A 12,970-nucleotide genomic window follows, 5' to 3' on the forward strand; every position below is an offset into this window, starting at 1 on the left:
AATATTTGTGGGCATTTGACATATATATAAGATACATCCAATCTGAATATTTAAAATGGAATTAGCATTCGAGCTTGTTCGTGTAGGAGTGTCAAATAGAAAGGAATGACAAAAATGATAAGGAAGGGATCGTATGGATGAACAACGATTTTTATTTTTAGACTTTGAGTTTACGATGCCCCAGCATAGAAAGAAACCGAAAGGATTTTTTCCAGAGATTATTGAGGTAGGACTCGTTTCAGTTGCTGGCTGTAAGGTAGAAGATACGTATTCATCACATGTTAGGCCGAAAACATTTCCCTCTTTAACGTATCGATGTAAGAAGTTTTTAGGAATAAAACAAGAAGTCGTGGATAAAGGGATTTCATTTCCTGAACTCGTTAAGAAGCTTTCAGAATACGAAACGAAATGTAAACCGACAATTGTAACGTGGGGAAATATGGATATGAAAGTGCTGAAGCATAATTGTGAAATGGCAGGGATAACTTTTCCATTCTTCGGACAGTGTCGTGATTTATCGCTTGAGTATAAGAAGTTTTTTGGAGAAAGAAATCAAACAGGATTATGGAAAGCAATTGAGGCGTATGGAAAAGTAGGGACAGGGAAGCATCATTGTGCGCTTGATGATGCAATGACGACGTACAATATTTTTAAACTAGTAGAAAAAGATAAAGAGTATTTAGTAAAACCAGCACCTCCAACATTAGGAGAACTTGTTGATTTTTCAAAAGTGTTAAAGAAAGTGAGCACACAGTAACGACCAAATTGCACATTATGTAATTTGGTCGTTTTGTTTTTTAGAGTTTGTAGTCTTTCTTTAATTGCTCTAATGTGTCTAGACTACGAACCGCAAAAGGTGAATCATCTTCAGAAAATGAATTTATTTGAGTTTCTAATGCTAATTTTAGTGAATCTGTATAATCCGGAATTTCTCCTTCATATTTCTTCACCATTTGTTCTGGAATGTTCGTTTGCTCACGAAAAGCTAAAGCACGTCTTTCGTGGAAAAATGGTACGTCAGCTTGTTTTACGTTATGTAAGTCACCTTGCACCGGATGTTTTAAAACAGCTAATACTTTTACGACGTAACTGCCAGGGCGGCTATTTGTAACCTCGCCAATGTATTTTCCTGTTTTATAAATACCAGTAACGATTTCACCAATTTCAAATGTTTCTCTCATATTTTTCACCTCAAGTTTATAGTAAGGAAAGTGAGGGAAGGAGTCAAAGAAATCCTTCGTTTTCAGAACGCCCCTTGAGAATATGGGGAGGTTGCACTATAATTTAAAATGATATAACAGAAAATTCTGATGTTTTATAAATCCTATAATAAGGAGTGTTCTATATGATGCCTTTATATTTTCCGGAAGATAAAACAGAATATATTATTCCAGGGATTGTTTGTGTTCTATTTATTATCGGTGCTATTGCCACGTGGCGCATGTTTATTCGTATATCAAAAAGAGAAGCAGACCGATTACAGAAAGTTGAAGAAAAACTATTAGCTGAAAAGAAACAGTAACGCATTTTTGTATGTTTCCCTCTATGCTCGGACAATCTAAGGGCAGAATATATTTTGGAGGGAATAGAATGAAGAAACGGCTTTTTTTCAGTTGTTGTTTATTATTTCTGATGGCAGGTTGTGACCAAGGAAAGCCGAAAGAAATTGACGTGAAATTACATAATGCTTCAGGAGATGAAGTAGGGACTGCGAAAGTAGTTCAGCAAACAAGCGGAGTGAAAATTAAGATTAAAGGGGAAGGTTTCACGCCAGGCCCGCACGGCATACATGTGCACGAAATTGGTGAGTGTAAAGCACCACGATTTGAATCATCTGGGAATCATTTTAATCCTGATAATAAAAAGCATGGACTCCTTAATCCGAAGGGTGCAGAAAACGGTGATTTACCGAACGTAGTTGCAGATGGTTCTGGAAAGATTAAAGCAGAAATCGATGCACCTCACATTACACTTGAAGAAGGGAAAACGACGATTCATAGAAAAGATGGAGCGTCTATTATTATTACAGAAAACCCTGATGATGGTATGACTCAACCGACAGGTAAATCAGGGGATCGAATTGCTTGTGGCGTAATTGTAAAAAAAGCATCGGATATGAAGAAAAAGTAAAAGCTACCGTGAATGGTAGCTTTCTTTGTGAAATGTAATTGAAAATATATCAGCGATTATTGGAATATATCGACTTACCGACAAAATATGACAAAGGAGTCTGTCCAAGAATGATTCGGGACAGACTCCTTTCTTATTATGAAAACGTATGACGCAGTCTGTTTAAAATTTCTTCTAAAACAGATCGTGGACAGCCGATGTTAATTCGAATATGTTCTTCGCCACCTAACCCGTATTTCTCACCAGGTTCAACGATGATTTTTCCTTTTTCCTCAAGTAGTGCGGTACGCTCGTTTTGAGAAAGCTTTAGACGAGAACAATCAATCCATAATAAAAAGCTACCTTCTGGCTTCGTTACGGAAAGAGCAGGTATGTGAGTTTTAATATATTCACAAGCAAATTGAGCATTATCTTCTATATATAATCGAATTTCGTTTAGCCAATCATTACATTCTGTATAGGCGCTTTGCATCGCTGTATAAGCGAAGATATTTAACCCGTGGAAGCCTTGTCTATACTGGATAGCTGTAAAGGCATGACGGAGCTTTTCGTTTGGAATGATAATGATCGACGCTTGTAATCCAGCGATATTAAATGTTTTACTTGGAGCCATGCAAGTGATAGTGCGCTCTGCTAATTCTTCAGATAAGGAAGCGAACGGTGTATGTGTATGGTCTGCATAAATGATATCGGAATGAATTTCATCCGCCACAACGATTATGTCATATTTAGTACATAACGATCCGAGCTGCACAAGTTCCTCTTTCGTCCAAACGCGTCCGATTGGGTTATGAGGGCTACAAAGAAGCAAGAGTTTGATGCCTTGCTGAAACTGCTTTTCTAAATGCTTGAAGTCTATCACATATGTATCATTTTGTTTCTGTAATGGACTCACGCATAACTGCCTGTTGTTTGTTGTGACCATTTCGAAAAATGGAGGATAAATAGGTGGTTGTACGAGAACAGATTCGTTTTCTTTGGTGAAAGCCTGTATGCTCGTACTAAGAGCTGGAACGATTCCGGCGCTAAAGACAATCCATTCTTTTTGAATATCCCAGTTGTATTGTTGTTTTGTCCAGTTACAAATAATATCTCCAATATTTTCGGGAGGAAGTGTATAGCCAAAAATCGGATGTTCGATTCGTTGTTTTAAGGCAGTTTGAATTGGTTTTGGTACTTCAAAATCCATATCAGCAATCCAAGCATGGATAAGTTCTTCGTTTTTATATGTATCCCATTTTATACTATGCGTTCCACGTCGATTGATTGCTTTATGAAATAGTTGCATAAGTTTGCTCCCTTCTTCTGTAAAACCAATAAGTTATGAAAGTTCTCTCTCTTCTTATAGAATAGCTGATGTGATAGGATAAAGAAAAGTATTAAAAAGTGAAAAGGCGGGAAGCGAATGGGTACATATGAAAAGATGATAGAGGTTGTGAAGAATTGGGATCCGTTTCAAATGGGACCGGAGTTTTATGAAACAGAAGCGAGCGATGTTGTGAGCGTCATAAGTGTGTTTGACGATCCAAAATATATCGCAAAGAAGATTCAACATATATACTTTATGTCTTTCGAGGAAGTACCTGCGCTTGAAAAATGTGAGAAATTAGCTGTGGAATTACTTGTAATAAAAGAAGGCGGAAGCTGTTCATTATAGGCTGTCGGGATTTCCGACAGCCTTTTTTATATTATCCCGCTATTTGCTGGGTAGTAAGACCTTCAACTCAAAATTTAGCGGAAGCAAAGAAGTTAGGTGGAGGCTGATTAAAGTTTCATTTTATTGCGCGGAAAAAGCGATAATTTCTTCATAAACATGTTCAGGCTTTTCTTCAGGTAGTAAATGTCCTGTATTTTCGTAAGAAATAAATTTTGAATTCGGTAAATCTTTGTGTAGACGATGACCTACATGTACAGGGACGACGCGGTCTTTTTCCCCCCAAATGAGTAGGATAGGTGTTTCGATTTTTTGTAATTCAGTTGAAGATAAGTCACCTTCACGGTCTCGTATCATGCGAGTTAAAGCGGGAAATATACGGTCGTCATAAAAAGGAGCGGAGTAACCTTTTTTCATTTCATCGTCAATTAATGAGTGATCATGAACGACATTCATTAAGTTATGAACAATGCCGCGCCTTATAATCCAGTTCTTTACGTATAAATGAAAGAACGGTAAATAAGAAGAGTATAGTAAAGGTAAGGTTGCGCGCGCTAAATAGCTCGAGCTACATAGTAAAATCGTCTTTGAAATGAGTTCAGGACGTATACGGTTTACATAGAGAGAAATTTGCCCACCCATAGAATGCCCAACTAATACAATGTTTGAGAGAGATAAATGTTCAATTAAATCAATAATAATCGTTGCTAAATTGTGATAAGAATACTTAAACAGATGAGACTTATCACTTTTTCCGAACGGTGGCAAATCAAGAGCAATGACTGTTCCTTCCTTCGATAGTAAAGGAATTAGACGGCGGTAACTGAATGAGGAAGATAAAAAGCCGTGAACGAGTATGAAAGTAGGACGTTCTGTTTTATTATCATGTTCATACAATTCGTAATGAACAGTAGTGCCGCGAGTGGAAAAAGTGAAATAAGGACAAGTATATTTATGATTCATTTTTTGTCACTCCATTGATTTTTGTTCATATCATCTCCAAGGAAGAAGAAAATATGTTAACAAAAAAAGGCAAGATGACGATGTCATCTTGCCTTTCGTTTATTCAGTATTACCCGCGAACAATATTAGGCGGTGTTTTTCCTTGTAACCCTGCAACTAAATTTTCAGCGGCGGTCATGGCCATTTGCTGACGAGTTTTTAATGTTGCAGATCCGATATGTGGTAAAGTCACAACATTTTGTAATGATAAGAGTGGATTATCTTTTTGAATCGGCTCTTGTGTAAATGTATCGATACCTGCTGCAAAGATTTTCTTTTCTGTTAAAGCATGGATTAACGCTTTTTCATCTACTGTTTTGCCGCGAGAAGCATTAATGAAGATTGCTGTGTCTTTCATTAATGAAAATTCCTTTTCTCCGATAAGGTGATATGTTTCATCTGTTAATGGAGTAAGAAGAACAATAAAGTCAGACTGATTCAGTAGCGTCTGTAAATCACAATATGTAGCATCGAATTTTTGTTCAGCTTCTTCTTTACGACGGCGGTTATAGTAAAGAACATTCATATCAAATCCGAATTTTGCTCGTTTTGCAACGGCTTCTCCAATTCGGCCCATACCGATAATACCAATTGTGCTATGGTGTACATCTAGTCCGAAGTGTTCTTTTCCGATTTCAGCGTTCCATTCACCATTTTTCACGTAAGAATCGAGTTCGCAAACGCGGCGCCCAGCTGATAGCATAAGGGCGAAAACGAGATCAGCTACTGTATCATCTAATACGTATGGTGTATTTGTTCCGATAACATTTCGGTTTTTCATCGCTTGTAAATCAAAATTATCGTAACCGACAGAAATGTTGCTCACTACTTTTAAGTTAGGAGCTACTGTCAGTAATTCTTCATTAATAGCAGATCCGAAATTTAATAACCCATCTTTATCTTGTATTTTCTCTAATAGAATATCACGAGGTACTTTCTCATTTTGATCCCATTTTTCATAATCACAGTGTTCTGATAAATAGTTTTCTACAAATGTTGGAACTGGTTCAGCAATATAAACTTTTGGTTTCACGGTTCCATCCCCTTTCGCTTTATCCCGCATTTTTCCGCTGATTAAAGTTTCACTTTATTTTGACATAATTCAATAGAAAAATCTTCTTTTCAAACTTGAAAGGGTATTTGTATAATTTAGACACAAACGAAAAGGAAGGATGATTTATATGGTGACAGAAAAAGAATTAGAATTATTAGCTTGTCTTGAAAAGAGTAGTCGATTATCTGTAGATACATTAGCGAAGCTGTTAAATATAGAAGTAGAAGAAGTAAAGAAGATGGTTGCGAGATTAGAAAATGAAAAGATTATTGTGGATTATGTAACACATATCGATTGGACGAAAGTGAAAGAACATACAGGTTTAACGGCAATGATCGATGTGAAAGTTACGCCAAAGCACGGCGTTGGGTTTGATGCGGTTGCTGAGCAAATTTATCGTTATTCAGAAGTGAAATCCGTTTATTTAATGTCAGGGACATATGATCTTTCTATTACATTAGAAGGGAAAACGATGGGGGAAGTAGCGATGTTTGTTTCTGAGAAATTAGCAACAATTGAATCTGTCGTTTCTACAACTACTCATTTCATTTTGAAGAAGTATAAACATGAGGGTGTTATTTATGAAAAAGACGATGATGATAAGCGAATTGTGGTGACACCATGAAGCAATTTGAACTATCTAGATCAGCAGAATCTTTAAAACCATCTGGTATTCGAAAATTTTTTGATTTAGCAGCAAATATGAAAGGTGTTATTTCCCTCGGGGTAGGAGAGCCAGATTTTGTTACCCCTTGGAATGTAAGGCAAGCATGTATTCGTTCTTTGGAACAAGGGTATACGTCATATACAGCAAATGCAGGATTATTAGAGCTCCGTCAAGAAATAGCAAAGTATCTAAAAAAACAATTTGCAGTATCTTATGACCCAAGTGATGAAATCATTGTTACAGTTGGAGCGAGCCAGGCGTTAGATGTAGCGATGCGCGCCATTATAAATCCTGATGATGAAGTGCTCATTATTGAACCAAGCTTCGTTTCTTATGCACCACTTGTGACATTAGCTGGAGGAGTTCCAGTTCCTGTGGCGACTACTTTAGAAAATGAGTTTAAAGTACTACCAGAACAAATTGAAGCAGCTATTACAGCGAAAACAAAGGCGATTTTGCTTTGTTCACCAAATAACCCGACAGGTGCAATGCTAAATAAATCCGAGCTTGAAGAAATAGCAGTGATTGTTGAGAAGTACAATCTAATTGTATTATCTGATGAAATTTATGCAGAGCTTGTATACGACGAAGTATATACAAGTTTCGCGAGTATTAAAAATATGCGTGAGCATACGATTTTAATTTCGGGATTTTCAAAAGGGTTTGCGATGACAGGATGGCGTCTCGGTATGATTGCAGCTCCTGTTCAATTTTCAGAATTAATGCTCAAAATCCATCAGTATTCCATGATGTGTGCACCGACGATGTCTCAGTTCGCAGCACTTGAAGCGTTACGTGCGGGGAATGATGAAGTAATTCGGATGAGAGATAGTTATAAGAAGCGTCGTAACTTCATGACGACATCTTTCAATGAAATGGGCTTAACGTGTCATGTGCCAGGCGGAGCATTTTATGTTTTCCCTTCTATATCTTCAACAGGATTATCTTCAGCGGAATTTGCAGAACAGTTATTGCTGGAAGAAAAAGTGGCTGTTGTCCCTGGTAGCGTATTTGGCGAAAGTGGTGAAGGTTTTATTCGTTGTTCTTATGCAACATCGCTTGAACAACTTATGGAAGCAATGAAGAGAATGGAACGGTTTGTAGAGAATAAAAAAAGGACAAAACGTAATACGTTTTGTCCATAAAAGGGGGGGAATACTAGAAAGCCATGTGTTAGTAGTCTATCCCAATATTGGATAATTATACTTCTTTAAGGGAAATTTTTCATGAATTTTGAATGAGTTCTGTCATAGTGGTATAATTTACTAATATAAGGTATACGCATTCTAGATAACGTTATCTAGAATGCGTACTAACCAATCGGATATTTAAAATAAATATATCTGCTTTGCTCTCTATAATTGTAGAGAGAATGGTAAACGTATGGGAGTGTTTCATATGTCAGAACAATATACAACAGGAGTGGTTGTAACAGGGAAAGTGACTGGAATTCAAGATTACGGTGCGTTTGTAGCGTTAGATGCAGAAACACAAGGGCTTGTGCATATATCTGAAATTACAAATGGATATGTAAAGGATATTCATGACTTTTTAAAGGTCGGCGATACAGTAGAAGTAAAGGTACTTTCAATTGATGAAGAGCACAGAAAAATGAGTTTATCGTTAAAAGCGGCGAAAAGAAAACAAGGAAGGATTCTTATACCGAATCCATCTGAAAACGGATTTAATACGCTGCGAGAAAAGTTGGCAGAATGGATTGAAGAGTCCGAGTTAACAAAGTAAAAGAGGAACGCATATGAGCGTTCCTCTTTTACTTTATCTTATGATATATATTTGCAAATATGATTGCATGCAATCATATTCGTATGTCGGAGGTGAAAGGACATACTGATTATCGAATTTCGTTTGTTTCTGGGTGCGTACCAAGATTTTCAGATGGTTTAAACAGTAAACCAAGGTTGATAAGCCCAGATATACCAACGATGCCGTAAATAATACGTGCAAGAGCTGAATTTTGTCCACCGAAAATGGCTGCTACTAAGTCAAACTGGAAAAACCCGATTAGTCCCCAGTTCACAGCGCCAATTACAGTAAAGACTAATGCGATACGTTGTAAAGTACTCATGAAAAAGCCCCCCTTAATTGTGAAGCATGAGCAAGCGATGAGTTAATTAACTCTTTTATAGAATGGGGTAGTTATGTTGTTTTTATACATAAAAAATGTTTGAAAGAAGATGTATATACATCTATACCGAAAAATGCGAATTTTTATGCAAAAAATGAACTTTTTCTAAAAAATATATATTGGTTACGTTTACAATGTTTGAATCGCTTGATTTACAACTTCAGTTTCGCTAAAGTGAATACAGAAATACATATCCATAATTGGAGGGAAAAAGATGAGTACACATGTAACGTTCGACTATTCTAAAGCGTTATCCTTCATCGGTGAACATGAAATCACTTATTTACGTGATGCAGTGAAAGTAACACATCACGCAATCCACGAAAAAACTGGAGCTGGGAACGATTTCCTTGGGTGGGTAGACCTTCCGCTTCAATATGACAAAGAAGAATTTGCTCGCATTCAAAAATGCGCAGAAAAAATTAAAAATGACTCTGACATTTTATTTGTTGTAGGTATCGGTGGTTCTTACTTAGGAGCACGTGCAGCAATCGAAATGTTAAACCATTCTTTCTACAACACGCTTTCTAAAGAACAACGTAAAACTCCACAAGTGCTATTTGTTGGACAAAACATTAGCTCCACTTACATGAAAGATTTAATGGACGTATTAGAAGGTAAAGACTTCTCTATTAACGTTATTTCCAAATCAGGTACAACAACAGAGCCAGCACTAGCATTCCGTATCTTCCGTAAGTTATTAGAAGAAAAGTATGGAAAAGAAGAAGCTCGCAAACGTATTTATGCAACTACAGATAAAGCGCGTGGTGCATTAAAAACATTAGCTGATAACGAAGGTTACGAAACATTTGTTATTCCAGATGATGTTGGAGGTCGTTTCTCTGTATTAACGCCAGTTGGTTTATTACCAATCGCAGTAAGTGGCTTAAATATTGAAGAGATGATGAAAGGTGCAGCTGCTGGTCGTGATGACTTCGGAACATCAGAACTAGAAGAAAATCCAGCTTACCAATATGCAGTAGTTCGTAACGCTTTATACAATAAAGGAAAAACAATTGAAATGCTTGTTAACTATGAACCAGCACTTCAATACTTCGCTGAGTGGTGGAAACAGTTATTTGGTGAAAGTGAAGGAAAAGATCAAAAAGGTATTTTCCCATCTTCAGCAAACTTCTCAACTGATTTACACTCATTAGGTCAATACGTTCAAGAAGGTCGTCGTGACTTATTTGAAACAGTCCTTAAAGTAGGTAAATCTACACATGAACTAACAATTGAATCAGAAGAAAACGATTTAGACGGATTAAACTACCTTGCTGGTGAAACTGTAGACTTCGTAAACACAAAAGCATACGAAGGTACATTACTTGCACATAGCGACGGGGGAGTACCAAACTTAATCGTCAATATTCCTGAATTAAATGAGTACACATTCGGTTACCTTGTATACTTCTTCGAAAAAGCATGTGCGATGAGCGGCTACTTATTAGGCGTGAATCCATTTGACCAACCTGGAGTAGAAGCATATAAGAAAAACATGTTTGCTTTACTTGGTAAACCAGGATTTGAAGAATTAAAAGCAGAATTAGAAGAGCGTTTAAAATAATAAAAAGCGACCGGAATCCGGTCGCTTTTTATTATTTTATCGAAAAGTCCATCAGTATATTCAAACTAAAGTGGGTATGCTAAAGGAAAAGTCTAGGAGGGATGGGCTTGATTCCGATTCAATCAAATTTAGAAGGACGTACATATGCGTTATATAAGTTAGAAGAGATTATGAAACCACTTGGATATAGCATTGGTGGTAATTGGGATTATGATAAAGGATGCTTCGATTACAAAATCGATGAAGAAGATGGGTATCAATTTTTACGAGTTCCATTTACAGCCATTGATGGAGAACTAGATGTACCAGGCGTAATAGTTCGTCTTGGAACGCCGTATATTCTTTCGCACGTATATCAAGACGAACTAGATGATAATGTGAATACTTTAACAGCTGGAACAAGTGGAATGGATCAATTTGCTGAGCCGAAAGATCCAGATGGAGATGTGAAAAGAAAATATATCAATATTGGGAAAGTGCTCATGCAAGAATTAGAGCGTCATTTTACTAATGGTGAATAACAATGAGTATGTCGCTTTCAATGAGAACAAAGGAATGAACTGGATTAATCATATATTGTTCGTCGCGCTTTATACCTAGTAAGAGAATGTTTTGCTTTAAAAGAGTATAGCTACAATTGGCAAAAGTTTGTCCGGTGCAGGACGATGGAAGCTCCATCAGTTGTAATTTATTATCAGAGATTTCGTCGTAAAGTGAAAATAGTACACCTGAAATGGAAGGGAATAAAAGAGAAGCGGTAAATACATAGCTCGTTAATTTATTTCCTTCTATAATTTCTGACACGCCAGCTCTCGTTGCATTTTGTATTTGTTCAGAAGTAAGAAGTTCAGCGATGCAGTGAATGTTTGGGTTGAGCCCTTTTGCAGTTAAAATATTTAAAATGGACTGTGTATCCGCTAAGCTTTCGTTTTTTTCTTTATCAGCTGTTATTAATATGGTGTGTGCCGTTGCAATATTAGCCTTTAATAAAGTTTGATCGTGATGCGGACAACCTTTTATAAATTCTAAATGATGAAATGGTTTTGGGAGTAAAGAAAGTGTTTCATCAATTAAAACGATATCAAGGTTTGGTTGTAATACGTGCATTTGCTTTACAACATGTTTTGCGCGCTCATTCCAGCCAACGATAATCATATGACCGTTAGAAGTAGCGGCTTCTTCACCTTTAATTTTCATATATTGTTTATTAATCATTTCAGTAGCAAACAGCACCATATAATAAGAACAAAAGCCAGTTCCTAATAAAATAATACTTATACCTATTAGTTTTCCTATCGTCGTATGGGGAGCAAAGTCGCCATATCCAACTGTAAAAATGGTAACGATTGACCACCAAATTCCGTCAAACCATGTAGTGAAATGAAAAGGTTCTAATCTATGTATAAGAAAACCGGAAAAAGCAGTCAGTACAATAATAAAACAAATTAAACGAAAAATAATGGAATCACGAAATGTATCTACTAAATTCGGACGGGATTTCAATTGCCTATTCCTCCTTACTTTGTAGGACTACATTCATTGTTGCCATTATAGAAAAAAGAAAAACTCTCTAATTAAAGAGAGTTTGTTTTACGTTACATACTTTCCACTTCAGTTTGTTGGACACTTTCAAGATGCTGGAGAGCATAGTAAACATCAGCGGTATGTCTTTTTTGATCAATGGACAGTTTAAGATGTAAATAGTGAGAACCGTTTTCTAATGTTTTAAGCTTCATATTCTTAACTTTTATATCCATTTCTTTTATTTCTTCAATTACGATTGGGATATTGTCCATATTTCGTACAACAAGTTTCACAGCGATATCACGTTGACGAAATGATCTAGGGCCTACATATTTCATTGCGAGTGGTATAAGTTCGACACTAATCATAAGGAAACACATTCCGAATATCGCTTCAATATAGAATCCGGCCCCAACAGCAATACCAATACCAGAAGCACCCCAGATCATAGCGGCAGTCGTGAGCCCTGCAATGCTATCGTTGCCTCTTCTTAAAATTACGCCAGCACCTAAAAAACCAATTCCTGATACAATTTGAGCGGCAAGTCGAAGTGGATCCATATTCATATGATCGGTATGTGGTAAGTTATAAGCTGCTTTAATAGAAACAATCGTTAGGAGGCAACTAATAATAGAAATAACTAAACACGTTTTTAAACCAAGTGGTTTCCGTTTTAATTCGCGTTCTAAACCAATGGCAAATCCTAAAATAGCCGAGAGACCTAGTTTGATTAATAAATCGGTATAGTCCATATATATTCCTCCTTGTATGATATGCTATATGAATAAAACGCTTATTATAGAAAGAAACGTCTTTTGATAGAGTAACTTTATATAAAATATATGTAGGAATTGCTCATACATGAAAGAGATATTTCGTTTAAGTATATGATATAAAAAAAGAAATGTGGGCAGTTTTAAAAAAAGTTTATAAAAGGTGTTGCATTTCATTTTTCACCATGATATATTAATAACCGTCGCTGATGCGGAAACGCAGAAAACGACAAAAAAGAAATTGAAAAACTTAGTTGACATCGAAAAACGAAGATGTTAACATAAGGAAGTCGCAAATGAGCGACCAAGTAGTTCTTTGAAAACTGAACGAAACAAACAACGTGAAACGTCAATTTTTATTTTAGATGCTAGACAAACTAACTTTATTGGAGAGTTTGATCCTGGCTCAGGATGAACGCTGGCGGCGTGCCTAATACATGCAAGTCGAGCGAA

At 36.5% G+C, this 12,970-nt stretch carries 16 protein-coding genes and 1 rRNA gene; 10 read left to right on the forward strand and 7 right to left on the reverse strand.

What is annotated here, in order from left to right; genetic code table 11:
* The first annotated feature begins 133 nt into the window (after window positions 1–133).
* Window positions 134–757 carry a 3'-5' exonuclease KapD gene (kapD, locus tag AU379_RS20285; protein ID WP_061139664.1) on the forward strand — a complete coding sequence of 208 codons (624 nt, stop codon included), beginning with the start codon at window positions 134–136 and terminating at the stop codon, window positions 755–757.
* A 40-nt stretch (window positions 758–797) separates the two neighbouring features.
* Here kapD and AU379_RS20290 read toward each other — a convergent pair whose 3' ends face one another.
* Window positions 798–1,181, reverse strand: coding sequence for a kinase-associated lipoprotein B (locus tag AU379_RS20290; RefSeq protein WP_001209337.1), 384 nt, complete (start codon window positions 1,179–1,181; stop codon window positions 798–800).
* Between the two features lie 164 nt (window positions 1,182–1,345).
* On the opposite strand from AU379_RS20290, the gene AU379_RS30655 reads away from it, so the two are divergent.
* Window positions 1,346–1,522, forward strand: a complete 177-nt coding sequence (locus AU379_RS30655) for a hypothetical protein (RefSeq protein ID WP_000982755.1) — start codon at window positions 1,346–1,348, stop codon at window positions 1,520–1,522.
* A 68-nt stretch (window positions 1,523–1,590) separates the two neighbouring features.
* Complete coding sequence (sodC, locus tag AU379_RS20300) at window positions 1,591–2,130, forward strand: superoxide dismutase [Cu-Zn] (RefSeq protein WP_000746512.1); 540 nt, start codon at window positions 1,591–1,593, stop codon at window positions 2,128–2,130.
* 136 nt (window positions 2,131–2,266) lie between these two features.
* Here the strand turns inward: sodC and AU379_RS20305 are convergent, their stop codons facing one another.
* Window positions 2,267–3,418: a MalY/PatB family protein gene (locus AU379_RS20305; RefSeq protein WP_001175815.1), complete on the reverse strand. Its 1,152-nt coding sequence runs from the start codon at window positions 3,416–3,418 to the stop codon at window positions 2,267–2,269.
* Window positions 3,419–3,535: 117 nt separating this feature from the next.
* On the opposite strand from AU379_RS20305, the gene AU379_RS20310 reads away from it, so the two are divergent.
* Window positions 3,536–3,787: a YugE family protein gene (locus tag AU379_RS20310; protein ID WP_000537645.1), complete on the forward strand. Its 252-nt coding sequence runs from the start codon at window positions 3,536–3,538 to the stop codon at window positions 3,785–3,787.
* Window positions 3,788–3,907: 120 nt separating this feature from the next.
* Here AU379_RS20310 and AU379_RS20315 read toward each other — a convergent pair whose 3' ends face one another.
* Window positions 3,908–4,747, reverse strand: a complete 840-nt coding sequence (locus tag AU379_RS20315; RefSeq protein WP_001015858.1) for an alpha/beta hydrolase — start codon at window positions 4,745–4,747, stop codon at window positions 3,908–3,910.
* A 109-nt stretch (window positions 4,748–4,856) separates the two neighbouring features.
* Window positions 4,857–5,849 (reverse strand): D-glycerate dehydrogenase, encoded by a 993-nt coding sequence (locus AU379_RS20320; RefSeq protein WP_002005894.1) that lies wholly within the window; start codon window positions 5,847–5,849, stop codon window positions 4,857–4,859.
* Window positions 5,850–5,967: 118 nt separating this feature from the next.
* Here AU379_RS20320 and AU379_RS20325 point away from each other — a divergent pair, with 118 nt between their 5' ends.
* From AU379_RS20325 to yugI, 3 genes are all read left to right on the forward strand, one after another.
* Window positions 5,968–6,465 (forward strand): Lrp/AsnC family transcriptional regulator, encoded by a 498-nt coding sequence (locus AU379_RS20325; protein WP_000255696.1) that lies wholly within the window; start codon window positions 5,968–5,970, stop codon window positions 6,463–6,465.
* A complete protein-coding gene (locus tag AU379_RS20330) occupies window positions 6,462–7,652 on the forward strand; it encodes an aminotransferase (protein ID WP_000808524.1) in 1,191 nt (396 codons plus the stop codon). Before AU379_RS20325 ends, AU379_RS20330 begins: the two co-directional genes overlap by 4 nt.
* A gap of 253 nt (window positions 7,653–7,905) precedes the next feature.
* Window positions 7,906–8,250, forward strand: a complete 345-nt coding sequence (yugI, locus tag AU379_RS20335) for a S1 domain-containing post-transcriptional regulator GSP13 (RefSeq protein ID WP_000003764.1) — start codon at window positions 7,906–7,908, stop codon at window positions 8,248–8,250.
* 109 nt (window positions 8,251–8,359) lie between these two features.
* Here yugI and AU379_RS20340 read toward each other — a convergent pair whose 3' ends face one another.
* Complete coding sequence (locus tag AU379_RS20340) at window positions 8,360–8,593, reverse strand: DUF378 domain-containing protein (protein ID WP_000105788.1); 234 nt, start codon at window positions 8,591–8,593, stop codon at window positions 8,360–8,362.
* A gap of 274 nt (window positions 8,594–8,867) precedes the next feature.
* Between AU379_RS20340 and AU379_RS20345 the strand changes: the two genes are divergently transcribed.
* The gene (locus tag AU379_RS20345) at window positions 8,868–10,220 is read left to right on the forward strand and encodes a glucose-6-phosphate isomerase (RefSeq protein WP_061139665.1); all 1,353 of its coding nucleotides are present in this window, start codon (window positions 8,868–8,870) and stop codon (window positions 10,218–10,220) included.
* A 107-nt stretch (window positions 10,221–10,327) separates the two neighbouring features.
* Window positions 10,328–10,741, forward strand: a complete 414-nt coding sequence (locus AU379_RS20350; RefSeq protein WP_000612334.1) for a YugN-like family protein — start codon at window positions 10,328–10,330, stop codon at window positions 10,739–10,741.
* Here AU379_RS20350 and AU379_RS20355 read toward each other — a convergent pair.
* Window positions 10,728–11,723, reverse strand: a complete 996-nt coding sequence (locus AU379_RS20355) for a potassium channel family protein (RefSeq protein ID WP_000842320.1) — start codon at window positions 11,721–11,723, stop codon at window positions 10,728–10,730. The genes AU379_RS20350 and AU379_RS20355 overlap by 14 nt on opposite strands.
* 92 nt (window positions 11,724–11,815) lie before the next feature.
* On the reverse strand, window positions 11,816–12,496 hold the full coding sequence (locus AU379_RS20360; RefSeq protein ID WP_000386676.1) for an MgtC/SapB family protein: 681 nt from the start codon (window positions 12,494–12,496) through the stop codon (window positions 11,816–11,818).
* A 404-nt stretch (window positions 12,497–12,900) separates the two neighbouring features.
* Here AU379_RS20360 and AU379_RS20365 point away from each other — a divergent pair.
* Window positions 12,901–12,970 (forward strand): 16S ribosomal RNA (locus AU379_RS20365); the annotation flags it as partial.

This window comes from Bacillus sp. JH7, assembly GCF_001563515.1.
Classification (GTDB): Bacteria; Bacillota; Bacilli; order Bacillales; family Bacillaceae_G; genus Bacillus_A; species Bacillus_A cereus.